Annotated in this window: 20 protein-coding genes; 4 read left to right on the forward strand and 16 right to left on the reverse strand. The window is 71.0% G+C overall.

The window, feature by feature from the left end; genetic code table 11:
- The first annotated feature begins 125 nt into the window (after nucleotides 1–125).
- Nucleotides 126–3170 (forward strand): NACHT domain-containing protein, encoded by a 3045-nt coding sequence (locus B072_RS44570; protein WP_158689268.1) that lies wholly within the window; start codon nucleotides 126–128, stop codon nucleotides 3168–3170.
- Here B072_RS44570 and B072_RS0131815 read toward each other — a convergent pair.
- From B072_RS0131815 to B072_RS0131860, 10 genes are all read right to left on the reverse strand, one after another.
- Nucleotides 3143–3949: an ABC transporter ATP-binding protein gene (locus tag B072_RS0131815; RefSeq protein WP_018534015.1), complete on the reverse strand. Its 807-nt coding sequence runs from the start codon at nucleotides 3947–3949 to the stop codon at nucleotides 3143–3145. The two genes, B072_RS44570 and B072_RS0131815, sit on opposite strands and share 28 nt — an antisense overlap.
- Nucleotides 3933–4739 carry an ABC transporter permease gene (locus B072_RS0131820; RefSeq protein ID WP_043245058.1) on the reverse strand — a complete coding sequence of 269 codons (807 nt, stop codon included), beginning with the start codon at nucleotides 4737–4739 and terminating at the stop codon, nucleotides 3933–3935. Before B072_RS0131820 ends, B072_RS0131815 begins: the two co-directional genes overlap by 17 nt.
- Complete coding sequence (locus B072_RS0131825) at nucleotides 4736–5515, reverse strand: ABC transporter permease (RefSeq protein ID WP_018534017.1); 780 nt, start codon at nucleotides 5513–5515, stop codon at nucleotides 4736–4738. Before B072_RS0131825 ends, B072_RS0131820 begins: the two co-directional genes overlap by 4 nt.
- Nucleotides 5512–6495 (reverse strand): ABC transporter substrate-binding protein, encoded by a 984-nt coding sequence (locus B072_RS0131830; RefSeq protein WP_018534018.1) that lies wholly within the window; start codon nucleotides 6493–6495, stop codon nucleotides 5512–5514. Before B072_RS0131830 ends, B072_RS0131825 begins: the two co-directional genes overlap by 4 nt.
- A gap of 122 nt (nucleotides 6496–6617) precedes the next feature.
- Entirely contained in the window at nucleotides 6618–6746 is a 129-nt protein-coding gene (locus B072_RS49690) for a hypothetical protein (RefSeq protein ID WP_018534019.1), read from the reverse strand.
- A gap of 72 nt (nucleotides 6747–6818) precedes the next feature.
- Nucleotides 6819–8147 (reverse strand): diaminopimelate decarboxylase, encoded by a 1329-nt coding sequence (gene lysA, locus B072_RS0131840; RefSeq protein ID WP_018534020.1) that lies wholly within the window; start codon nucleotides 8145–8147, stop codon nucleotides 6819–6821.
- A complete protein-coding gene (locus tag B072_RS0131845) occupies nucleotides 8144–8449 on the reverse strand; it encodes an SAV_915 family protein (protein ID WP_018534021.1) in 306 nt (101 codons plus the stop codon). The genes lysA and B072_RS0131845 overlap by 4 nt, the downstream gene beginning before the upstream one ends.
- A gap of 282 nt (nucleotides 8450–8731) precedes the next feature.
- Nucleotides 8732–10183, reverse strand: coding sequence for a glyceraldehyde-3-phosphate dehydrogenase (locus tag B072_RS0131850; protein WP_026246510.1), 1452 nt, complete (start codon nucleotides 10181–10183; stop codon nucleotides 8732–8734).
- 27 nt (nucleotides 10184–10210) lie between these two features.
- Nucleotides 10211–11368 (reverse strand): GDSL-type esterase/lipase family protein, encoded by a 1158-nt coding sequence (locus B072_RS0131855; RefSeq protein WP_043245172.1) that lies wholly within the window; start codon nucleotides 11366–11368, stop codon nucleotides 10211–10213.
- A gap of 11 nt (nucleotides 11369–11379) precedes the next feature.
- Complete coding sequence (locus B072_RS0131860) at nucleotides 11380–11955, reverse strand: TetR/AcrR family transcriptional regulator (RefSeq protein ID WP_018534024.1); 576 nt, start codon at nucleotides 11953–11955, stop codon at nucleotides 11380–11382.
- A gap of 71 nt (nucleotides 11956–12026) precedes the next feature.
- Here B072_RS0131860 and B072_RS0131865 point away from each other — a divergent pair, with 71 nt between their 5' ends.
- Nucleotides 12027–12521, forward strand: coding sequence for an FBP domain-containing protein (locus tag B072_RS0131865; RefSeq protein WP_026246511.1), 495 nt, complete (start codon nucleotides 12027–12029; stop codon nucleotides 12519–12521).
- A 46-nt stretch (nucleotides 12522–12567) separates the two neighbouring features.
- Here the strand turns inward: B072_RS0131865 and B072_RS0131870 are convergent, their stop codons facing one another.
- On the reverse strand, nucleotides 12568–14286 hold the full coding sequence (locus B072_RS0131870; RefSeq protein WP_018534026.1) for a tetratricopeptide repeat protein: 1719 nt from the start codon (nucleotides 14284–14286) through the stop codon (nucleotides 12568–12570).
- 143 nt (nucleotides 14287–14429) lie between these two features.
- Nucleotides 14430–16157: a tannase/feruloyl esterase family alpha/beta hydrolase gene (locus B072_RS0131875; RefSeq protein ID WP_018534027.1), complete on the reverse strand. Its 1728-nt coding sequence runs from the start codon at nucleotides 16155–16157 to the stop codon at nucleotides 14430–14432.
- 276 nt (nucleotides 16158–16433) lie between these two features.
- Between B072_RS0131875 and B072_RS0131880 the strand changes: the two genes are divergently transcribed.
- Both B072_RS0131880 and B072_RS0131885 read left to right on the forward strand, forming a co-directional pair.
- On the forward strand, nucleotides 16434–17852 hold the full coding sequence (locus B072_RS0131880) for an amino acid permease (protein WP_018534028.1): 1419 nt from the start codon (nucleotides 16434–16436) through the stop codon (nucleotides 17850–17852).
- A 334-nt stretch (nucleotides 17853–18186) separates the two neighbouring features.
- Nucleotides 18187–19467, forward strand: a complete 1281-nt coding sequence (locus B072_RS0131885) for a YeeE/YedE family protein (protein WP_026246512.1) — start codon at nucleotides 18187–18189, stop codon at nucleotides 19465–19467.
- Nucleotides 19468–19518: 51 nt separating this feature from the next.
- On the opposite strand, the gene B072_RS0131890 is transcribed toward B072_RS0131885, so the two are convergent.
- The 4 genes from B072_RS0131890 to B072_RS0131905 form a co-directional block, all read right to left on the reverse strand.
- Complete coding sequence (locus B072_RS0131890) at nucleotides 19519–20121, reverse strand: uridine kinase family protein (RefSeq protein WP_026246513.1); 603 nt, start codon at nucleotides 20119–20121, stop codon at nucleotides 19519–19521.
- Between the two features lie 73 nt (nucleotides 20122–20194).
- Complete coding sequence (locus B072_RS0131895; RefSeq protein WP_018534031.1) at nucleotides 20195–20923, reverse strand: aspartate/glutamate racemase family protein; 729 nt, start codon at nucleotides 20921–20923, stop codon at nucleotides 20195–20197.
- Nucleotides 20924–20949: 26 nt separating this feature from the next.
- The gene (locus B072_RS0131900) at nucleotides 20950–22392 is read right to left on the reverse strand and encodes an NCS1 family nucleobase:cation symporter-1 (protein ID WP_018534032.1); all 1443 of its coding nucleotides are present in this window, start codon (nucleotides 22390–22392) and stop codon (nucleotides 20950–20952) included.
- A 218-nt stretch (nucleotides 22393–22610) separates the two neighbouring features.
- Nucleotides 22611–23189 carry an isochorismatase family protein gene (locus B072_RS0131905; RefSeq protein ID WP_018534033.1) on the reverse strand — a complete coding sequence of 193 codons (579 nt, stop codon included), beginning with the start codon at nucleotides 23187–23189 and terminating at the stop codon, nucleotides 22611–22613.
- Nucleotides 23190–23235: the final 46 nt, after the last annotated feature.

A 23235-nucleotide genomic window follows, 5' to 3' on the forward strand; every position in this document is an offset into this window, starting at 1 on the left:
GCGTAAACAGGTTGGGTACGCACAGCATTCCGGCATTGCCGGAAGACGTCATGGCCGCGGTGCCGTCCTCGTAAGGTGCTGCGTAGTACGGGGAGACGGGGGATGCGGTGGGGTCGCGGAGGCTGTTGTCGTTCGCTGATGCGTTGGCGCTGCTGGGGGTCGAGTCCGCGCGGGTCGCCGCGGTGGACCGGGCGTTGGGTGGCGCCCTGAATCTGGCCACCGGCGGGGTGAGCGGAACCGTGGTCGGGATGGTGAGCGAGCGGGGCCGCATCCTGGGGCTCGGCCGGGACGCGGTGCGGGGCGTCGGGGCACGCCTCGGGCGGGCCGGGAGCCGTACCGAGCGCGGCGAGGTGGTGCGGGCGGCGCATGCGGTGATCGTGATCGTGGCATGGTTCGAGGTCCTGGAGGAACTCGAACTGCCTTTCTCCTTGTCGGAGTTGGAGCTGACACGAGAGGAACAGCTGGCACTCGTGGGTGGCGCGTCGGGCCCGAACCGGTTCCCGCTGTTCACGGCGGACCTGCCCTTCCCGTCGCCCCACATGCCGCCGGAAAGCCTGGGCGAGAGCCTCCTGGAGTGGTTCGACGCGTACGCGGGCCGGATGCTGACGTTCATCGAAGGTCTCGCCCTGTGGGAACGCCTGACCGTGACGCAGCAGCGGACCGCCGCGGGCAGCCTGTTCACGCTCGACGTCGCCGCAGTCAACCGGTACCGGTCCCTCTTCCTTCAACTGGCCGTACAGGTACCGGAGTTCGCCTTCTGGGTGGCACAGAACGACCATCAGGCCACCCGCGTCGAAGTGCGCCGCGCACTCGACGGGATCGACACTCTGCTGGCCGCCACCGCGCACGGGTTCGCGTCGCCCGTCGACATCGCCGCGGCGCTGGCCCGTCACCACGAGGCCGTCCTCGACCAGCTGGTTCTCGACGCGTCCACCGCACCCGAGGGCATCCGCGTCCCCACCCTCCGCGACCTCTACCTGGACCCGGACTTCCGCATCGCCGAACCGTCCGGACAGACCGGCCCCGCCGACGAGTCGTGGTGGGACCGGCACGACGTGCGCCACGACCTGACCCGTTACCTCGCGGGCGCGCTCACGAATCCCGGGGTCACCGCGGCCCCGCTGTTGGTCCTCGGCCAGCCGGGCGCGGGCAAGTCCGTCCTGACCCGGGTGCTGGCCGCGCGGTTGCCGGACGCCGGGTTCCTGCCCGTGCGGGTGCCGTTGCGCGACGTCCGCGCCGAGGACGAGTTGCAGGACCAGATCGAGCAGGCGATCCGCGCGGCCACGGGTGAGCGCACGACATGGCCCGAGCTGGTTCGCTCGGCGCGTGGCGCCGTTCCCGTCCTCCTGCTCGACGGGTTCGACGAACTGCTGCAGACCACCGGCGTCCACCACACCGACTTCCTGATCAGGGTGGCCCGCTTCCAGCAGCGCGAGGCCGAACAGGGCCGGCCGGTGGTGGCTCTGGTGACGAGCCGCACCTCCGTCGCCGACCGGGCACGCTATCCGCAAGGGATGGTCGCCCTGCGTCTCGAACCGTTCCGCCCCGAGCAGATCCAGCGGTGGCTGGCCATCTGGAACGAGGCGAACGCCCACACCCTGCGCCCCCTCACCTGGGAGGCGGTGACCCGGCACGCCGAACTGGCCTCCCAGCCGCTTCTGTTGACCATGCTCGCCCTCTACGACGCGACCGAGGGCCGGCTGAACCGGGACGGCGGCACGCTCGACGTCACCGAGTTGTACGAGGAACTGCTGTCGTCGTTCGCGCGCCGCGAAGTGCGCAAGGCGACCCGGGACGCGGTGCCGGACGACGAGACCGCGCAGCGCGTCGAGCAGGAACTGCAACGCCTCTCCCTCGTCGCCTTCGCCCTGGTCAACCGGAACCGCCAGTGGGTGTCGGCGGCCGAGCTCGACGAGGACCTGACGGCGCTGCTCGGCAAGCGGGCGGTCGAGTCCGCCGGTTTCCGCGCGCCGCTCGGAGCGGCCGACGTCGCGCTCGGCCGGTTCTTCTTCGTTCAGCGGGCCCAGTCCGTCCGCGGCGGCCAGGTCCTGTCCACGTACGAGTTCCTGCACGCGACGTTCAGCGAGTATCTGGTGGTGCGGCTCGCGCTGCGGCTGCTCACCGATCTGCTGGCGCCGCGCCCGTCCCTCTCCCTCGGCGCGAGCCGCATCGACGACGACCTGGTGTACTCCCTGCTGTCGTACGCGCCGTTGTCGTCCCGGCAGATGCTCCGGTTCGCGCGTGAACTCGCCGGGCAGCGGCCCGCGGCCGAGCGGGACCGGCTGGCCCGACAGCTGATCAAGGCGCTGCGCGCGCACCGGACCCGGACCACGGAGCGGCATGTCCAGTACCGGCCCTCCGATCTGCGCACCGCCTCACGGCACGGCCTCTACGGGGCGAATCTCGTTCTCATGATCGTGGTTCTGCTCGGCCGGACCACGGTGGCCGAGGTCTTCCCCGACGCGGACGAACCCGTGCACCTGTGGAACCGGCACTGTCTGCTGTGGCGTTCCGCGATGGACGAAGAGCAGTGGACGGACTTCGCCCTGACCTTCACGACGCGGCGGCACTGGGGTGATGACGGGCACCGAGCGCTGGAGATCATCCTGCGGGATGCGGGGCCTCCGAACGATCCGCAGCCCATCGACGCGAACTGGCTGTTCGGCTATCCCGAGGGACACGGCGGCGAACACTGGCAGCGGACGTACTGGCCGGACATCTGGCACAAGATGTCCCTGGCCGGCCCGACGCCCGAGGGGATCGTGCGGCACGCGATGGATCCGGTGTTCCGCAATCTCGGACTCACACTGACCACCTTCCTGCCCGAGGAGGGCAAGCCCGCCGCTTCTGTCGCGCACGAGCTGCTGAGTCTGACCCTCGACGATCCCGACCAGTGGTCGGACGCCGAGCTCGTCGTCCGCTACGACCGGTTGCTACGCGGCCTCAACCTGATACCCATGTCGTCGGATTCGGCCGCGTTGCTGGATCTCCTCCTCACCGCCTACCGGCGTGACCAGCACCGCCTCCCTGCCGCGTCCGTGAACGAGTTCACCGCGTTGGGCCAGCGGCTCTCGGACTACCTCGCCTCGCACACGCCACCCAGCGGCTTGGGGAACCGCCTGCACAGAATTCTCCAACGCCACTATCCCGAGCTCTTCGACACCCCCTGATCCTCACTCCGCCCGTCACCCCGGATCAACTCCAGCACCCGACTCCGCAACCCGGTGAACCTCGCATCCGCCCGCGTGGTCAACTGATCCCGTTCCAGGGGGAGTTCGACAGACACTTCCTCCCGCACCATCGTCGGCGAAGAACACAACACCAGCACCCGCTCCCCCAGATACACCGCCTCGTCGATGTCGTGCGTCACGAACAGCACCGTCATCCCGCGCTCCCGCCACAGCCCCCGCACCAGATCCTCCAGATCGGCCCGGGTCTGCGCGTCCACCGCCGCGAACGGCTCGTCCATCAGCAGTACCTCGGGCTCGTAGGCCAGCGCCCGCGCGATCGCGACCCGCTGTTGCATGCCGCCCGAGAGTTCCCAGGGGTACGCCCGTCCTACGTCCCCGAGCCCGACGGCCTCCAGCGCGTCGGACACCCGGGCGCGGCGCTCCGGCTTGCTCATTCCCCGTTGGCGCAGCGGGAGTTCGACGTTCTCCGTCACCCGCTTCCAGGGAAACAGGCTCCGGCCGTACTCCTGGAAGACGACCGCGAGGCCGGGGCGCGGGCCCGTCACCGGGACTCCGGCCAGCGACACCGATCCGTCTGTGGGGCGCAGCAGGCCCGCGACGCACTTCAGGAGTGTCGTCTTGCCGCATCCCGACGGGCCGACGACGCACACCAGCTCCCCGGCCCCGACCCGGAAGGTGAGGTCCCGCAGTGCCTCGACCTGCCTGCCCGAACCTTCGTAGACCTTGCGCAGGCCCTTGACCTCAAGCACTCCCGCCACCCGCTTTCCGTCGCGCGCCGCGCGATCCGTGGTACCAGCCGAGGGCGCGTCGTTCGACGATCCGGAAGAGCACCGACAGGGCGAAGCCCAGCAGGCCCAGGACCAGGATGCCCGTCCACATCTCCGGTACGGCGAACGAGCGTTGGAACTGCACGATCGCGAAGCCCAGGCCGCTACTGGAGGCGTACATCTCGCTGATGACCATGAGGATGACGCCGATGGACAGCGCCTGGCGCAGGCCCGCGAAGATCTGCGGGCTCGCCGCCGGGAGGACCAGGTGGCGCAGCCGGGCCCGGCCCGTCACTCCGTAGGAGCGGGCCGTCTCGGATGCCACCTGGTCGACGGAGCGCACTCCTGTCGCCGTGTTCAGGAGCACCGGCCACACGCAGCCCGACGCGATCACCGCGATCTTCATCGTGTCGCCGATGCCCGCGAAGAGCATGATGACGGGGACCAGGACCGGGGGCGGGATCGCCCGGAGGAACTCCAGGGCCGGTTCGCTGAAGGCGCGGGCCCGTCGGGACGTGCCGATGAAGACGCCGACCGTCACTCCGACGACGCCCGCGACGGCGTACCCCGCGACCAGCCGCGCCACGCTCGGCAGCACGTCGTCGCGCAGCCGGTCCGGTGTCCAGGTGTCGTCGAAGCGGGAGAGGATCGTGCGCAGGGGCGGCGCGTAGAAGCTGGTGCTCTGGTCGGACGCCAGCCACCACACCGCGACGAGGACGCAGGGCAGCGCGAGCGCGAAGAGCGTGGCGCGCAGCATCCGCCGCGGGCTGGGGCGTCTCATGCCGGCACCTCGGAACGTACCGACTGGTGCCAGGACAGTGCGCGGCGTTCGACGATCCGCGCGGCCACGTTGATGGCCACGCCCAGGCAGCCCGCGACGAGGATCAGGGCGTACATGTCGGGGACGGCCTGGGAGGACTGGGCGACGTTGATCTCGTGGCCCAACCCCGGTGCCCCGATGACCAGTTCGACGGTGATGGTGAGGATGAGGGCGACCGCGGCCGCGAGGCGGACGCCCGTCATGACGTACGGGAGCGCGGTCGGCCAGACCACGTGCCGGACGCGGGCCCAGGGGCCGAGGCCGAAGGAGCGGGCGGTGTCCTCGGCGACCGGGTCGACGTCCTGCACCCCGTACAGGACCTGGACGAGGACCTGCCAGAAGGATGCGTAGACCACGAGCAGGAGCACCGACCGCAGTTCCGTGCCGAACAGCAGGATCGCCAGCGGGATGAGGGCGACGGACGGGATGGGGCGGAGGAACTCGACGGTGGACGTGGTGAGTTCACGCAGGTACGGGACCGTGGCGATCAGGAGGCCCGCCAGCACACCGCCCGCCGTGGCCAGGGCCAGCCCGAGGGCCCAGCCGGTCAGGGTGTCGCCGAGGGCCGACCAGAAGGCCCCGTCCGCGAGTTCGTCGCCCAGCGCGCGCAGCGTCGTCGTGAACGGCGGGAGGTAGTCGGACTCCACCAGGCCGAGGCGCGGCACGGCCTCCCACAGTGCCGCGCAGACCAGCAGGCCGATCGCCCCGGGGATCGCCGTCCGCACGGGAACCTTCACGGGAGGAGTGCGTTCAGGTCCGGGGACTTCTTGAACAGGCCGTCCTTCTGGCCCAGTTCGGCGAGGACGTCGAGCGAGGCGCGGTTCGGGTCGGCCGGCCAGTCGGGCAGCACCATTTTGTCGAGGGTCCCCCGGGGGATCTTCGTGTACGTGGTGAGGATCTCGCGGACCTCGTCGGGGTGGCTGCTCGCGTACTTCAGGGACTCTGCCGTGGCGGCCTGGAACTTCTTGACGATGTCCGGGTGTTGCTGCAGGTACTGGGTGGACGCGAAGTACATGGCGACGGTCAGGTTCGGTGCGGGGTCCACGAGGTTGGAGGCGATCTCGGTGCCGCCCTGGGCCTTCACCGTGGCGAGGGCGGGTTCCACGACCTGGGCGGCGTCGATCTGGCCCTTGGTGAGGGCGGCCGGCATCTGGTCGAAGGCGAGTTCCACGAACGTCACCTTGTCGGGGTCGCCGCCGTCCTTGCGGACGGATTCCCGCACGGTGAGTTCGTTGATGTTCTTGAGGGTGTTGACGGCGACCTTCTTGCCCTCGAGGTCCTTGGCGGACTTGAGGGAGCTGCCCTTCTTGACGACGACGGCGCCGAAGTCGGCGCCCTGTTCGCCCGTGGACGCGACACCGTTGGCCACCACCTTGACGGGGACGCCCGTCGACTGCGCGATCATCAGGGACGTGGAGTTGGAGAAGCCGAACTGGAACTGGCCGCTGACCACTCCGGGCACGATGGCGGCGCCACCCTGCGCGGTGGTCATCTCCAGCTTCAGGCCCCGCTCCTTGTAGAAGCCCCGCCGCTGTCCGAGGTAGAGCGGGGCGACGTCGACGATGGGGATGACGCCGACCTTGATCGTGGTGGTCCCGGTGCCGCCGGCAGCCGGGGACTTGGGGTTGTCGGAGTCCGAGTCGGAGCCGCAGGCCGCCGTGGCGGCGAGCAGGACCACGGCGGCCAGTGCGGTGAACGTGCGGTGAGTACAGCGCATGTGTCCCCCCGGATGCTCAGCCATCCCCAACTGATGCCTGATGCTCAGCGGGAACGTAGAGCCCGCACCCTAGAGGGTCAATGCCCATAAGGGGCAGGTAGTTGAGGATTCTCACAGTGCACTCATAGCGTGCGCACCGTGTCGCCTCGCGGCGGGCCCGGGACGAGCAGCCGGAGGGAGACGGCGAAGAGGACCAGGGCGGCCAGGGTGCCGTCGACGACGTAGGGGGCGTGGGTGCGGGGCAGGTTCATGCGCGGGGCCCGGTCAGTATGGGGTGCCGGTTTGTCGCCTGCCTCGCCGGTGCGGGGGATTTGCGCCTGGGGTCACATGCCGACATCCCGGCTGTACAGGTCCTGGAGGGATTCGCGGCGGACCAGCAACCGCGCCGTGCCGCGCCGCACCGCCACCACCGGCGGGCGGCCCACCAGGTTGTAGCCGGACGCCATCGACAGGTGGTACGCGCCCGCCACCGGGACCGCCAGGAGGTCGCCGGCCCTGAGGTCGCCCGGGAGGGGGACGTCCTGGGCCAGCACGTCGCCCGCCTCGCAGTGGCGGCCCACCACCGTCACCGGGCGCGGCGGGGCGGCGGAGGCGCGGCCCGCCAGGCGTGGGGCGTAGCGGACTCCGTACAGGGCGGGGCGCGGGTTGTCGCTCATGCCGCCGTCGACGGCCGCGTACACGTGGTCGCCGGAGTGTTTGACGGTGAGGACGCGGTACAGGGCGACTCCGGCGGGCCCGGCGACGGCCCGGCCCGGTTCGATGAGGAGGCGGGGCACGGGCAGGTGCGCGGCGGCGCAGCTCTCGGTGAGTTCGGCGCGCATCCTGCGGGCGAGTCCGGTGACGTCGAGCGCGGTGTCGCCGGGCCGGTAGGCGATGCCGTGGCCGCCGCCCATGTCGAGTTCGGGCAGCGTCACGCCGTGCGCGTCGCGGATACGGGCCATGAGGCCGACCATGCGGCGGACGGCGGCGAGATAGGGCTTGACCGTCGTGATCTGGGAGCCCAAGTGGCAGTGCAGGCCGGTGAGTTCGAGCTGTGGCTGGTCCAGGATGCGGGCGATGGCGTGCTGCGCGTACCCGTCGGTGAGGGAGAGCCCGAACTTCTGGTCGTCGGTACCGGTACGGATCTTGTCGTGGCCGCCCGCGCTGATGCCGGGCACGACGCGGACCATGACCTTCTGGTGTCCGTCCGAACCCACGGCGGCGGCGAGCCGGGCGATCTCGGAGGGGCTGTCGATGACGACGCGGCCGACGCCGAGGCGCAGGGCGGCCTCGATGTCCTGGGGTGTCTTGGCGTTGCCGTGCAGCACGATCCGGTCGGCGGGGAATCCCGCGGTGACGGCGAGTTCGAGTTCGCCGGCGGAGCAGACGTCGAGGCCGAGGCCCTCCTCCTCGACCCAGTGGAGCATCGCGCGGCACAGGAACGCCTTGGCCGCGTAGAGGACTTGGGCCTCGGGGAAGGCGTCGCGGTACCTGCGGCAGCGTTCGCGGACCTCGTCCTCGTCGAGGACGTACGCGGGGGTGCGGAACCGGTCGGCGATCTCGGCGAGCGGGACTCCGCCGACGGCCAGGTCGCCGTCGGGCAGCGGGGCGGCGGAGGCGGGCCACACGGACAGTTCGCCGGTGACGGGCGCGACGGGGTGCAGTGTCGTCATCGGGCCACCGCCAGGGGGCGGATCGAGGGGTCGACGGCGACGGCCGTCACGCCGAGGGGCTCGGTGAGGGAGCGCAGGGCGGGTTCGGCGAGCCTGATCCAGCCCTGTTCGCGGCCCAGGGTCGCGGTGAGCCGCTGGGCGCTGGTGAAGCCGACGGCGGTGCGGCCGCCGAGCGGGGTGCGCAGCAGCAGGGCGGCACATCCGGCGGGTCCCGGCCGGACGGGGACGTAGAGCGATCCCCGGCATCCGGCCGGGCCGGGTTCACAGGGCTCGGGGTCGTCGCCGCAGATGTGGTCTGCCATGGGGTGCCTCCTGGAGGCGTCGGGGGGGCCGGTGGTCCCGGTGGTTCCCGTGGTTCAGGTGATTCAGGTGGTTCGTTCGGTTCCGTCTCCGGAACGCTACGAACGCTCTGCCCGGCCACACCCTCCGACCGCCCACCCATGACGCCATGTTGACGGCCGGGGCGGCGGCCCTGACGCGTCACTGACGGCGGCCCCGCGACGACGGCTGCCCTTCGGCGGCCCGCACAAAGAGCCGAGGCCGCCCTCACAGACGGCCTCGGACCTTCACACGCGTGTTCCCGGTCAGACGGCCGGAACCGGCGCCGGGAACGTCGGGTACTCCACCCCGGAGACGTGCTGGACGACGCGGATCACCTGGCACGAGTAGCCGAACTCGTTGTCGTACCAGAGGTAGAGGATCGCGTTGTCGCCGTCGACCTTGGTGGCGCCGGCGTCGACGATCGAGGCGTGGCGCGAGCCGATGAAGTCGCTGGAGACCGCGTCGGGCGAGTCGGTGAAGTCGATCTGCCGCTTGAGCGGCGAGGTCAGCGACACGTCGCGCAGGTACTCCAGGACGTCCTCGCGGCTCGTCTCGCGGCCCAGGCGCAGGCTGAGGATGGCGATCGAGACGTCCGGCACGGGCACCCGGATGGAGCTGCCGGTGATGGGTGCCTTGAGGTCGGGCAGCGCCTTCGCGACGGCGGAGGCGGCGCCGGTCTCGGTGATGACCATGTTGAGCGGCGCGGAGCGGCCGCGGCGGTCGGCCTTGTGGTAATTGTCCAGCAGGTTCTGGTCGTTGGTGAACGAGTGGACGGTCTCGACGTGCCCGCGCAGCACCCCGTACTCGTCGGCCATCGCCTTCAGCGGCGGCACGATGGCGTTGGTGGTGCAGGAGGCGCAGGACAGGATCCGCTCGTCCGGCTTGATCGTGTCGTGGTTGACGCCGTGCACGATGTTCGGCACGTCGCCCTTGCCGGGCGCGGTGAGGACGACCTTGTCGATGCCGGGCCGCAGGTGCTCGGAGAGGCCCTCGCGGTCGCGCCACTTGCCGGTGTTGTCGATGAGGATCGCGTCGCGGATGCCGTACGCGGTGTAGTCGATCTCGGACGGGTCGTTCGCGTAGATGACCTTGATCGCGTTGCCGTTGGCGACGATGGTGCTGTTCGCCTCGTCGACGGTGATCGTGCCCTGGAACGGGCCGTGGATGGAGTCGCGGCGCAGCAGTGACGCCCGCTTCACCAGGTCGGCCTCGCCGCCGCCGCGCACGACCACGGCGCGCAGGCGCAGGCCGTTCCCGGACCCCGCCTTCTCGATGAGCAGGCGGGCGACGAGGCGGCCGATGCGGCCGAAGCCGTAGAGGACGACGTCGCGGCCGGCGCCCGGCTCGACGGAGCCGGTGCCGATGGCCCCGGCGACCGCCTCGGCGGTGAACTCCTCGACGCTCAGGCCGCGTTCGTCGCTCTTGTACGTCGCGGCGAGCATGCCGAGGTCGATCTGCGAGGGGCCGAGGTCGAGGGCGGCGAGCGCCCGCAGGAACGGCATCGTCTCGGTGACCGAGAGCTCTGCGCCGGCTATCTGCCGGGCGAATCGGTGGGTCTTGAGAATGCTGACCACCGACTTGTTCACCAAGGAGCGGCTGTGCAGAAGGACGTTCACGTCCCGCTCGCGGTGCAGCTTCCCGATGATCGGGATCATCGCCTCCGCGGTCTCCTCGCGGTGCTTCCAATTGGTGAACGAGTCGTCGTTGACAGTCACGATCATCTCTTTCGAGCTAGATGGCGCTCATATGCTAACCCCCTTGATCAGAGCGCCGAGCCCCAGGTCGGCGAAGCGCTCGCCGATGCGCCGGTGGGTGGCCGCGTCGGGGTGGATCTCGTCGGGCAGCGGCAGCTCGGCGTAGTCGGCCTCGCCGTAGAGCTCGCGTCCGTCCAGGTGGTGCAGGTGCGGGTCGTCGGCCGCGCGCTGCTTCACGATCCGGGCCAGTTCGTCGCGGATGGTGCGCAGGGTGAGCTTCCCCTGGGCGACCTCCGCGGGGTCGCCGGTCGCCTTGAACGTGATCCGCCCGCTGTCCGCCCCGCGGAAGTCGGCGGCGCCCGGGCCCGGGGTGTCCTCGTGGACCGGGCAGAGGAGGGGTGAGACGACCAGGAGGGGCGCCGTCGGGTGGCCGTCGCGGATCGTGTCCAGGAAGCCGTGCACGGCGGGGGTGAAGGCGCGCATCCGCATCAGGTCGTAGTTCACGACGTTGATGCCGATCTTGACGCTGACGATGTCGGCGGGGGTGTCGCGCATGGCGCGGGCCGTGAAGGGGTCGAGGAGCGCGCCGCCGCCGAATCCCAGGTTGATCAGCTCGACGCCGCCGAGGGACGCGGCGAGTGCGGGCCAGGTGGTGGTCGGGCTCGCGGCGTCGGAGCCGTGGCTGATGGAGCTGCCGTGGTGCAGCCAGACCGGGCGGCGCACGGCGCGGGCGGGCTCGACGGGGGCGTCGGTACGCAGGGCGACCAGCTCGGTCGTCTCGTTGTGCGGGAGCCAGATCTCGACGTCCTTCATGGCGTCGGACAGGCCGGTGAAGCGGACGGTGCCGGGCGCGCCCGGGGTGTGCTCGAAGGTTCCGGCGCTCATGTCGATGGTGAGCGTGTGGCCGCCGTGCACGCTGCCCTGCCCGGCGAGACGGCCGTCGACGACCAGGTCGTACAGGCCCTCGGGGCGTGGCGGGGCGCCCACGTAGACGCGCTTCGTCGGCAGGGTGTCCAGTTCGACGGTGGTGGCCCGGGTGCGGAAGGCGACGCGGACGCCCGCGGGCTGGGACTCGGCCATGGCGAGCTGGCCGTCGGTGTTCTGGGCTCGCGCCCGTGCGGGCAGCCGGTGCGGGAGCAGGCCGGCCGGGGTGCGCTCGACGTCGAGGGCGCCGCGCAGCAGCTCGGCGGTGAGGTCGGCCGTCATCAAGGGGGTGGTCACTTTTTCTCCTCCGGCCAGGCACGCAGCAGCGCGTCGAGGGCGTCCAGGGTGCGCTCCCACGTCACGTCGGAGTCGGGGGCGCTGTGACTGAAGCCGCCGCCCATCTCCAGGCTCACGTAGCCGTGGAAGACGCTGCCGAGCAACCGGACCGCGTGGGTCTGGTCGGGCTCGGTGAGGTCGTAGCCGCGCAGCAGTGCCCGGGTCATCTGCGAGTGCCGCACACCTGCGCTGGCGGCGGCGGTCTCGGGGTCGAGGCGGAACTGGGCGGCGGCGTACCGGCCCGGGTGCTCGCGGGCGTAGTCCCGGTACACGTTCGCCAGCGCGGTCAGGGCGTCCTTGCCCGACCGGCCCGCGAGCGCGTCGGCGGCCCGGTCGGCCATCTCCTGGAGGGCGATCTGCGCGATCCGGGTCTTGAGGTCGTGCGAGTTCTTCACGTGGGAGTACAGGCTCGCGACCTTGACGTCGAACCGCCGGGCGAGCGCCGACACGGTCACCTGCTCGAAGCCGACCTCGTCGGCCAGCTCCGCACCGGCCTGTGCCAGGCGTTCAGTGTTGAGCCCCACGCGCACCATAACCATCCTTCCGTTCGACCATGGCCATTATGCATTTGCCTAAAACCTTTAGGCAACTTAGCCTCATGTGTATGAAGCCATTGACCGAGACAGACATCCGTAGCGCCTTCGTGAACTGCAGCAAGGGCGAAGCGAAGCGCCTGTCCGTTCCGCGCGATCTGGCCGAGCAGCCGTGGGAGGACCTCGACTTCTTCGGCTGGCGCGACCCGCAGGCGCCCGACCGCGCCTATCTGGTCGCGGAGATCGACGGCCGCTTCCGGGGCGTCGCCCTGCGCGGCGCGCAGTCGGCCGCTTCCTGGCAGACGCGGCGCAGCATGTGCTCGCTCTGCGTGACGACGCACACCGGTGGCGTCTCGCTCCTGGTGGCGCCGAAGGCGGGCAAGGCCGGGAAGCAGGGGGACTCGGTGGGCGCCTACATGTGCGTGGATCTCGCCTGCTCGCTGTATGTGCGCGGCAAGAAGGACGCGGGCGCGGGTGCACGGATGCACGAGACGCTCACGCTGGAGGAGAAGATCGAGCGCACCGTGGCGAACGTCGCCGCGTTCGTCGCGAAGGTGACCGCCTGACGTCGGCCTGTCGGCCACCCGGCCGGTCCGTCGCTCGCTCGGCCGGTCAGTCGGTCGGCCCGTCCTGGCCCGAGCAGCAGCCGGGCGCGGTCACGGCCTCCAGGCGGCAGAAGCACGACGCCTGGATCGGTACGTCCGCCAAGGCCGTGGCGATCTTCAACTGCTGGGCCACGATGCGTGCTTCGCCGTCCCGGCCGAGCCGCACCAGGCACTCGTGGAATCCGTGCAGCGCCCAGACGTTGCCCGGGTGCTGCTGGGCGCGCGGGAGGGTGTCGTCGAGCCCCAGGTCGGCGCGGTAGACGGCCTCGGCCTCCGCGACCCGGCCCTGTTCGAGCAGGAGCGCGCCGAGCGCGTGCCGGGTCGGCTGCATCCAGCCCCACGGTTCGTCGTAGGGCAGCGTGTCGTCCTTCTCGACGGAGCGGCGCAGCGCCGCGAACGCCTCGTCGAAGTCCCCCTTGCGGTACGCCAGTTCGCCGTCGAGCATCTCCGCGGCGATCGCGAGCAGGTCGACGCAGGTGTTGTTGAACAGCATGCGGGTCTCGGGGACCCGGCCGACCGCCGCACGGAAGAGCTCGCGCTCCGTCTCCGCCTCGTCGAGGTGACCGCCGGCCGCGTGGGCGAGGCCCCGCGCGTAGTGCAGCATGGCGGTCGTGACGCAGTGCAGCTTGGGGTCGCCGGGCAGGGGCAGGGCGAGCAGGTCGGACCAGCGGCCGAAGCGGACCAGGGCGTGCACCCGCATCGCGACGAACCCTTCGAGCCAGTCCGCCATGGGCGGGCTCGGAACACGCAACAGCTCCTCGGGCACGGCCTCTTCGAGCTGCCGCACCGCGTCCATCGCGTCCTGGTACCGGCCGAGGAACATCGCTCCGTAGATCTTGAAGTGGATGTTGTGGCACCGGTAGAGGGTGTAGAAGTTCAACTCCCCCGCCCTGGCACGGTACTTCTCGTCGGCCTCGACGGCGCGGGTGTTGTCGACGAGCACGCGCCGGTAGTCGCCGCACAGCACTTCGAGGTGCGAGGGCATGTGCTGGAGGTGTCCCGCGTCGGGCACCAGGTCCCGCAGCCGGTCACCGGCCGCGAGCGCCTGCTCCGGCGTCGGGGACATCTCCATGAGGTGGATGTAGGAGTGCAGCAGTCCCGGGTGGTGGGCGCCCGCCTCCGTCGCCATCGCCCGTTCGATGACGTCCTTGGCCTCGACGGTGCGCGCGCCCTGCGCGGGCCTGCCCGCGTGGATGTCCCACAGTTGCCAGGGGGTGAGGTTCATCAGCGCGTCGGCGTACAGGGCGGCCACGTCGAGGTCGTCGGGGGCGAGCCGGTGGACGTCGCGCATGCGGTCGGCGTACGCGGCGTTCCACACCGCGCAGTCGTCGGCGGACGCGGCGCCGGCCTGCGGGTAGCGGGCGCGCAGGGCATCGATCAACTCCCGCTCCACCGGACCGACGTCACTCTCATCGGCTTTGGCGAGGGCCCGCTGCACCGCGGCGTGCGTGCGCTCCACGGTCTGCGCCAGTTCCCGCTCGTCGAAGAACTCCCAGGGCTTGTTGTAGTTGGGGCCGAGGGCGTAGGCCACGCCCCACTCCGCCATGGCGCACCGGGGGTCGGCCGCGGCCGCTGCCTCGAAGCAGCGCACCGCTTCCTCGTGGTTGAAGGCGTACGTCCAGTTCAGGCCCCGGTCGAACCAGGTCTGCGCCGCGGTGGAGGACGTGGTCACGGGCCGCGTGTGCCGCCCGAGGTCGTAGTGGTCGGTGACGACGGTGACATCCATGTGTCCTCCTTGAGACCGGCGAGCCCGCTCCTGCGCCTGTCTTACCGGTGCGCGGGACCGCGGGTCCAGTCGACGGTCCGCGCGCACCGGAGGTCCGGGGCGCGCGGACGCCGCGGACTTCCGGTGCGCGCGGGCGCCGCGCGTCACATCTTGGCTCTGCTCACCACCCACTTGCCGCCGACCCAGTTGCCTTCCGTCTCGTACCCGGAGCGGAAGGAGCCGAGCCGGTCGAGCGTCAGGCCCGCCTCGGCCGTGGACCGGACCGGGGTGTAGCTGGACGGGTCGTCGGCCGGGCCGCCCGTGGTGTTCTGCGCGACGTAGGGGAACGCGTACGCGGGGCGCGAGGCGGTGACGTTCCCGTCCTTGTCCTCGGACGTGGTGAGCAGGCTCTGCGGGGCCTTCCCCTTCGTCACCCAGGCGGTGATCGCGCTCAGCGCGTCGAAGGAGTCCGGGCCCTGGCCGCCGCCGCAGTGGGCGACGCCGGGCAGCAGGAACAGCCGGGCGAAATCACTGGTGGCCGAGGCGCCGCCCATCTCCTTCTGCACCGCCTTGTAGTACGCCATGGTGCCGACGGCCGGGATGTGCTGGTCGCCCAGACCGTGCCAGAGGATGAGCTTGCCGCCGGCCTTCTTGAAGGCCCTCAGATCCGGGTCGGTGGCGTCGTACATGCCCTCGCCGAGCCGCATGACCTTCTTGTAGTAGGCCGCCGTGAACTCGATGTCCTTGTACGTCGCGGTCGGCTGCGGGCTGTCGAAGATCTGGTAGCGGATCGTCTCCTTGACGAAGTTCATGTCGCCGGTCGTGCCGGTGGCGGTGGTCGGGACGATGACGCCGGGCCAGTTCAGCTCGGAGCCGCGCAGTTGGTAGCCGGGGTAGAGCAGTCGGCCGTGCTCGTCGGTCGGGCCCGCGTAGATGCGGCGCAGGGTGGTGACCTGGTCGGCGGTCAGGCAGTAGGCGGACGCCGTGGACGTCTGCCCGGCCCGGCACCGGATGGACGCCGGGTCCCAGGTGCACTTCAGCGGGTCCGTGATGATGCCGTCGGCGGGCGCGTCACAGCCTTCGAGGACGGCCTTGTGGAGCGGTGCGAGGTCGGCGGTGGTGAGGGTGGCGGGGCCGCCGTTCAGGAAGACCGACTGCGCGGTCCAGGCGTGCGAGAAGGTGTTGAGCGCCGTGAAGTTGTTCGCCGGGGCGCCCGCGACGATGCCGTCGAAGTCGTCCGGATAGCGCTGGGCCTCGGTGAGCGCCTGGTGGCCGCCCTGCGAGCAGCCGTCGAAGTAGGAGTGGGCCGGGGCGCGTCCGTAGTACCGCGCGATGACGGCCTTCGCGGCGAGGGCGAGCTGGTGGTCGGACTTGTAGCCGAAGTCGGCGCGCAGGGTCGGGTCCGTGGAGAACAGACCGCCGCCCTGGGAGTGCCCCTCGTCGCTGGAGGCGACCGCGAAGGCGCCGTCGGTCAGCGGCACGCAGCCGTTGGACGCGGGGGCGCTGCCGGTGTTCACGCTGCCGCACAGCCCGCCGCAGCCGAGTTGCAGATAGTCGGCCTGCCAGCCGGTCTGCGGCAGCCTCAGCTGGAAGTGGATCTGCGGCGCGATCACGCCCTGGACGTCGCAGTACGCCCAGTCGCCGAGGGAGTTGGCATCGGCGGCGACCTCCTTGGCCGAGCTGATCTCGAAGGGCGCGCCGGGCGCCGCCGCGGCCAGGTCGAGGCCGGTGACACCGGAGCAGGCCATGGCCGGCGCGATACCGGCGGCAGCGCCGCCGGACGCCGGGTCGGCGAGCGCCAGGGTCGAGCCCGCGACGAGCGCGAACACGGCGGCGAGGGACGCCAGAAGCGGGGTTGTTCTGCGCCGGCACCATCTGAGGAGCGTGGGCATGCTCGGTCTCCGATCTGCAACTGCGCGGCCTGTCAGGGGTGTTACGGCGAAGGAACGTAGCTCCGGCCGCTCCCCCACCACAAGGGTGTCGACGAAATTGTTGACCATTTCCGGCCCCGATCGTTCCGCCGCGGGATCACCTCGGTACACCGCGTGATCGGTGCGTCCGAATAACGAACACTCAACTTTGATCATCGGACAGTGCCCGCATACTGGGCGGCCCTTGTCTCACATCACGGACCGCTCCGGTCCGGAACGCGCAGAACAGGCACCACCTTGACCAGCACCCCCACACCCGTCGCCGACCGGCCGGCGGACACCACGGAGGCCCCCGCGCCGGAGGCCGGCACCGGCCTCACGCACGGCCTCAAGCAGCGCCATCTCTCGATGATCGCCCTCGGTGGCGTCATCGGCGCCGGTCTCTTCGTCGGATCCGGCGCGGGCATCGCGGCCGCGGGCCCCGCCATCGTGCTGCTCTTCGCCGCCGCCGGCGCCGTCGTCATGCTGATCATGCGGATGCTCGGCGAGATGTCGGCCGCCCGCCCCGCGACCGGGTCGTTCTCGGTGCACGCGGAGAAGGAGCTCGGCGCCTGGGCCGGGGCCACCTCGGGCTGGACGTACTGGACGATGCTCTGCTGCGGCGTGGCCGCGGAGGCGACGGCGGCCGGGCAGATCATGCACGGCTGGGTGCCGTTCCTGCCCGCGTACGGCTGGGTCGCCGTCTTCATGGTGTTCTTCTGCGCCAGCAACCTCCTCGCCGTGCGCAACTTCGGCGAGTTCGAGTTCGTCTTCTCCGCCCTGAAGGTCACCGCGATCTGCGCCTTCCTGGTGCTCGGCGTGCTCGGCATCTGCGGTGTCTTCGGCGACGCTCCCGGCACCTCGAACCTCACCGGCGACGGCGGCTTCTTCCCGACCGGCACCGCCGGGCTCATCGCGGGTCTGCTGACGGCCGTGTTCGCGTACGGCGGTCTGGAGACCGTCACCATCGCGGCCGCCGAGTCGGACAAGCCCCGCGAGAACGTGGCCCGCGCCGTGCGCACCGCCGTCTGGCGCATCGGCCTCTTCTACGTCGGCTCCATGGCCCTGGTCGTCGTCCTCGTCCCGTGGAACGACGCGTCCGTGGTCGCCGACGGCCCGTACGTCACCGTCCTGGACCGGCTCGGCATCCCGGCCGCGGGCACGATCATGCAGGTCGTCATCCTGGTCGCCCTGCTGTCCGCGATGAACGCCAACATCTACGGCTCGTCCCGCATGGCGTACTCCCTGGTGAGCCGGGGCCTCGGCCCGCGCTTCATCGGCAAGGTGACGCGCGGCGTGCCGATGGCCGCGGTCCTCTCCTCCTGCGCCTTCGGCTTCTTCGCCGTCTTCGCCGGGATCTGGTGGCCGGACACCGTCTTCACCTGGCTGATGAACACCACCGGTGTCGCCGTCCTGGTCGGCTGGATCTTCATCTGCGTCACGCAGTTGAGGATGCGCCGGCGCCTGGAGCGCGAGGCGCCCGAGCTGCTGACCGTGCGGATGTGGGGCTTCCCGTACCTGACCTGGGTGGCGCTCGTCGCGATCGTCGGCGTGTTCGTGGCCATGGCCACCACCGACGGCGGCCGCGACCAGCTGTACGTCTCCGCGATCCTGGTCGGCGCGCTCGCCCTGGCCGGATACGTCAAGCAGCGCAAGGATCAGCGCGCGGCGGTCTGATCCGCACCACGTCGCCGCGCACCACCGCACACGGCGAACGGCCGGCCGGGCACCCCACCCGGTCGGCCGTTTCGCCGTGTCGAGCACGAACACGGTCTTCGCAGGTGGCGGCGGCATCGTCTCACCGCGACCCACCCCCGCGACCGCGATGTGAGACAGGATTCTGCGATGGGGCTCCGGTCCTTAGAGTGGCGCACATGTTCGGACCCGCCCGTCAGCTGGCTCTCGCGCTCTTCGCGGCCACGCCGTGGAGCGTCGACGACGCGCTCTGTCGCCGCTGACCACTCCCCCGCGCCCGTCCGATCTCCCCGCCTGATCTCTCCGGAGTCCTGCCGTGACCACCGCTCCCCCCGCCGGGGCGTCACCTCGTGCCGCCCTGCTCCCGCCCGCCCCCACGTCCGCTCCCGCTCCGGTGGCCGAGCCCGCGCCGCCGGTCCGCCGGTGGCCGCTCGCCGTCGCCGGTGTCATCGGCGCGGCGCTCGCCACGTACGTCTTCGCGGAGCACGGCGCCAAGCCCGGCGTCCTGCTGCTGCTCGGCATCGGCCTCGGGTTCGCACTGTTCCACTCGCGGTTCGGGTTCACCTCCGCCTGGCGGCAGTTGGTGGCCGTCGGCAACGGCACCGGACTGCGCGCCCACACCCTGCTGCTCGGTACGACCGCGACGCTCTTCGCGCTGATCATCGGCACCGGCAGCGGACTGTTCGGCGCGGTGCCCGCGCCCAGCGCCGGGCCGATCGGTGTGGGGCTGCTGATCGGCGCGTTCCTCTTCGCCGTCGGCATGCAGCTCGGTGGCGCCTGCGCGTCCGGCACCCTGTTCGCCGTAGGTTCCGGGCAGTCCACGATCGTGCTGACCCTCTTCGGATTCATCACCGGATCGACCCTGGCCGCCTGGCAGTTCGGGCTCTGGAACGATCTTCCCTCCCTCGACCCGTACCTCCTGTCCGACCATGTCGGCTGGTTCGGGTCCTGGGCGGTGACGATCCTGGCGCTGGCCGCGATCTGGTGGGTGGCGCGTGCCGTCCAGGCCCGCCGCACACCGCCGCCGGTCGGCGCCCCGCCGTCGGCCCGGGGCGCGCTCGCCCGCACCGTCCGGGGTTCCTGGCCGCTGGCCGTGGGCGCCCTCGTGCTCGCGGTGCTCGGCGCCGGGGTGCTGCTCGTGTCGGGCGGCGCCTGGGGCATCACGAGCGCGTTCGCCCTGTGGGGCTCGAAGCTGGTCGGCGTACTCGGCGGCTCCCCCGAGACCTGGGCTTTCTGGCAACAGCCGGGCAGCGCGGCCCAGTTGGCTGGTCCGGTGCTCGCCGACAAGAACAGTCTCACCGACATCGGCATCATGGTCGGCGCGGCCGTCGCGGCGGCGGCGGGCGGCGTGTGGCAGCTGCACCGCGGCGTCCCGGCCCGCACGGCCCTCGCCGCGGTGCTCGGTGGCATCCTGATGGGGATCGGCGCGCGCCTCGCGGGCGGCTGCAACATCGGCGCCTACCTCGCCGGGATCGCCTCCGGCTCCCTGCACGGCTGGATCTGGGGCGCGGTCGCGCTCGTCGGCACCTGGGCGGGGCTGCGCCTGCGCCCCCTGTTCGGCCTGGGCAACCCGAAGCCGACGGACAGCGTCTGCTGACCGCAGGGCTTTCTCGAACGGCCGATGGTCCCGTACGTCGCGCCCGGGACCTCAGTGCCCCGGCACGACGAGGTCCGCGCGCTCCCGCGGTCGGGTCGTGGCCACGTAGTGCTCCTCCGCGACGCGCCAGCGGGCCTCCCAGTCGAGCGGACCGTGGTCGTGGCCGCGCTCGCGCAGCCGTCGCATGGACTCCTCGGGCGGGGTGTCGACGTAGACCACCAGGTCGTAGAACCCGGCGAGTTCGGGGCGGGCCGTGTACACGCCCTCGACCACGACGACGCCGGTGCGGGCGACGGGGTGCGTCTCGTCCGGGGCGAGGCCGCCGCTGCCCCAGTCGTAGCGGCGGTACACGGCGTCGCGGCCCGCGGTGAGCGGGGCGAGGACCTCGTCCCGCAGCCGCTGCCAGTCGAAGTAGCGGTCGACGCCCTCCTCCGGGGTGAGGGCGGCGCGCTCGCCGGGGTCCATGGGCCGGTAGAAGTCGTCGCCGTGCACGACGGTCGCCGCGCACAGTCCGGCGAGCGCCTCGGCCAGGGTCGACTTGCCCGAGCCTCCCATCCCTTCCAGGGCGACCAGGACGAAGCCGTCGCGGGTACGGGCGTCGAGGGCGGCGGCGACCTTGTCGGCGCCCGTCGGGATCATGGTCATGAAGGTCATCGTGACCGATCCCTGCGGCGCGGCGAAAGGGACTTCGTACACCGGCGCCCGCGTCCCGGGGGCCGGTCCCTCGTCAACCCGCCTGGCGGGGCGGCCAGTTGCGGATCCTCTTGGGGCGCGGCGGCGCGTAGGTGCGGACCTTCGACGTGGTCAGGCCCATCCGCACGAGCGACTCGGCGATGGTGACGGCGGCGGCCACGCCGTCGACGACGGGGACGCCGGTGCGGGCGACGACCTGTTCGGTCAGGCCCGCCATGCCGCCGCAGCCGAGGCAGATGACCTCGGCGTGGTCCGACTCGACGGCGGCGACGGCCTGTTCGACGATCGCGGCGACGGCGGCGTCCGGGTCCTCCTCCAGGGCGAGGACGGGCAGTCCGCTGGCGCGCACCGAGGCGAGCCGGTCGGTGAGTCCCGCCAGCTTGAGCCGGTCCTCGATGAGCGGCACGGCCCGGTCGAGGGTGGTGACGACGGAGTACTTGTGGCCGAGGAACTGGGCGGTGCTGGCGGCCGCTTCGGTGATGTCGACGACGGGCACGTCGAGGAGTTCCTGGAGGCCCTCGCGGCCGTGCTCGCCGTAGCCGGCCTGGATGACGGCGTCGTAGGGCTCCTGGTAGGCGCGCACCTTCTCCATGACGGCGATGGCGGCGAGGTAGCTCTCGTAGTTGCCCTCGCACGACTCGGGGCCGAAGTCCGGGGTGAGCCCCACTATTTCGGTGCCGGGAGCGGCGACGGCCTCGGCCTGCGAGGCGATGCTCTTCGTCATCGACTCGGTGGTGTTGACGTTGGCGACGAGGATGCGCATGGGTGTTCTCCTGAACAGCGGGGGTGTCACTCGGCGGCGACGGCGATGGCCTCGCCGTCGACGTGTTCGAAGGTCTGCGTGCGGTCGCTCACGACCCAGTACAGCGCGGCGGCGAGGAGCGCGCCGATGAACCAGGAGAAGCCCGAGATGCCGGAGAAGGCGGGCACGAGCGCGACGACCACGGCGCACCCGGCGGCGGGCACGAAGGCGCCGACGGCCCTCGGGTTGACGCCGCGCCGGTAGTGGTACGTGCCGGTGGGGTCCTCGGTGTACAGGTGCGGGACGTTGATCTGGGCCTTGCGCAGCAGCCAGTAGTCGGCCATGACGATGCCGAAGACGGGGCCGAGGAGCGCGCCGAGCCCGCCGAGGAAGTAGGTGACGGCGACCGGGCTGTCGTAGAGGTTCCACGGCAGGATCACCAGGCCGATGACGGCGCTCACGACGCCCGCGCTGCGGAAGTCGAGCCGCTGCGGGAAGAGGTTGACCAGCATGTACACCGGAGCCACGAAGTTGGCCAGGAGGTTCACCGCGACCGTCAGCATCAGCAGCGCCAGACAGGCGAGTGCGAGCAGTGTCGTGCTGGGGATGGTCCGCACGATGTCGGTGGGACTGGTGATGACCTCGCCGTCGAGGCGGAACTGGGCACCGCTGAGCACGGCGGCGATGGCCGCGAAGAACAGCATGTTCACGGGGATGCCGATGAGGTTGCCGCGCACGATGGCCCGGTTGGAGGTCGCGGAGCGGGTGAAGTCGCAGAAGTTGAGGACGAACGTGCCGTAGACGACGACCCACAGCGCGGCGGCCTCGAAGATGTGCAGCCACTGGGCGCCGCCGGTGAAGTGGGTGTCGCCGCTGAGCGCGATCGACCCGTCGGCCCGCACGAACATCCACACGGCGAGCGCCAGCATCGTGACGAGGACGGTGGGCGCGGCGACGGCCATGTAGCGGCGGATGACCTGCATCCCGAAGCTGACGATGAGGACCTGCACCAGCCACAGGGCGAGGAAGGTGATCCAGCCGAGCGTGGAGAGGCCGAGGAAGGAGTTCGTGTCGTACGAGGCGACGCCCGGCCACAGCGCCTTGAGGAGGGTGCGCAGCACCTGGGAGGCCAGATAGGTCTGGATGCCGAACCAGGCGATCGCGACGCCTCCCCTGACCACGGCGGCCAGTTGGGAGCCGCGCACGCCGAAGGCGATGCGGCTCATCACCGGGAACGGGACACCCGTGCGGTGTCCCATCCGTCCGGAGAGGGTGAGCAGCGCGAACAGCAGCGCGGAGGCGATCGCGAACGCGATGAGGATGTCCCACACGCTCATGCCGAGGGCGAAGAGCCCGATGGCGAACGCGTAGTTGCCGAGGCTGTGCACGTCGTTGCCCCAGAGGGTGAAGACGTTGTACGCGCCCCAACTGCGGCCCTGCGTCTTGGTGGGCGCCAGATCGTGGTGGTACAGGCGCGGGCTGATGTCCACGCCTGCCACCGTCACGGGGTCCTGCGCCGGGGATGGGGTCCTTTGCTGAGCAGTGGCCACTGGGGACCCCTCCCGTTCCGCTATACGAAATGAATCTTCCGTTGCTGCGGAGTGGACGTTACGGGTGGGGATTTCAGCAGGTCAACAGATTCCGGCCGGTGATCACTTGGTGAAAAACGCCATACTGCACAGGTCTTGCGTGTGTGATCACCCAACGATTAGAGCGCCGCGAGGAGCTTCAGAACGTCGTCCGTCGTGCCGGTCTCGCCGAGGCGCGGGAAGATCCGCTCGACGCTGTTGCGGTGCGCCTCCGCATCGAGGTCGGTCATGGCGTCCGTGGCGAGGGTGACGTGGTAGCCGTGCTCGTGGGCGGCGCGGGCGGTGGAGTCCACGCCGATGCTGGTCGCGACGCCGGTCACGACGACCTGGGTGATGCCGCGGCGGCGCAGGTGCAGATCGAGGTCGGTGCCGTAGAAGGCCGACCAGTTCCGCTTGGTGACGACGATGTCCTCGGGGTGCCCGGCGAGCGCGTCGACGATCTGGTCCCAGCCGGCCGGCGGGGTCGCGTTGCGCGGCCCCCGCTCGGTGCGGCCGGGGACCACGTCGGCGCCGTCCCCGGCGAAGGAGACCCGGACCAGGACGACGGGGAGCCCGGCGGCACGGAAGGCGTCGGTGAGCCGGACGTTGCGCTCGACGACCTCGGTGGTGGGGAACGGGGCGCCCGGGAGGCCGACGACGCCGTTCTGGAGGTCGACCACGACGAGTGCGGTGCGGGGATCGAGGGTCGTGAGGGACATGCTGAACTCGCTCTCTGGAAAAGGGGTGTGGGAACGGAGGGAGGTC

This window comes from Streptomyces sp. HmicA12 (assembly GCF_000373565.1).
Lineage (GTDB): Bacteria > Actinomycetota > Actinomycetes > Streptomycetales > Streptomycetaceae > Streptomyces.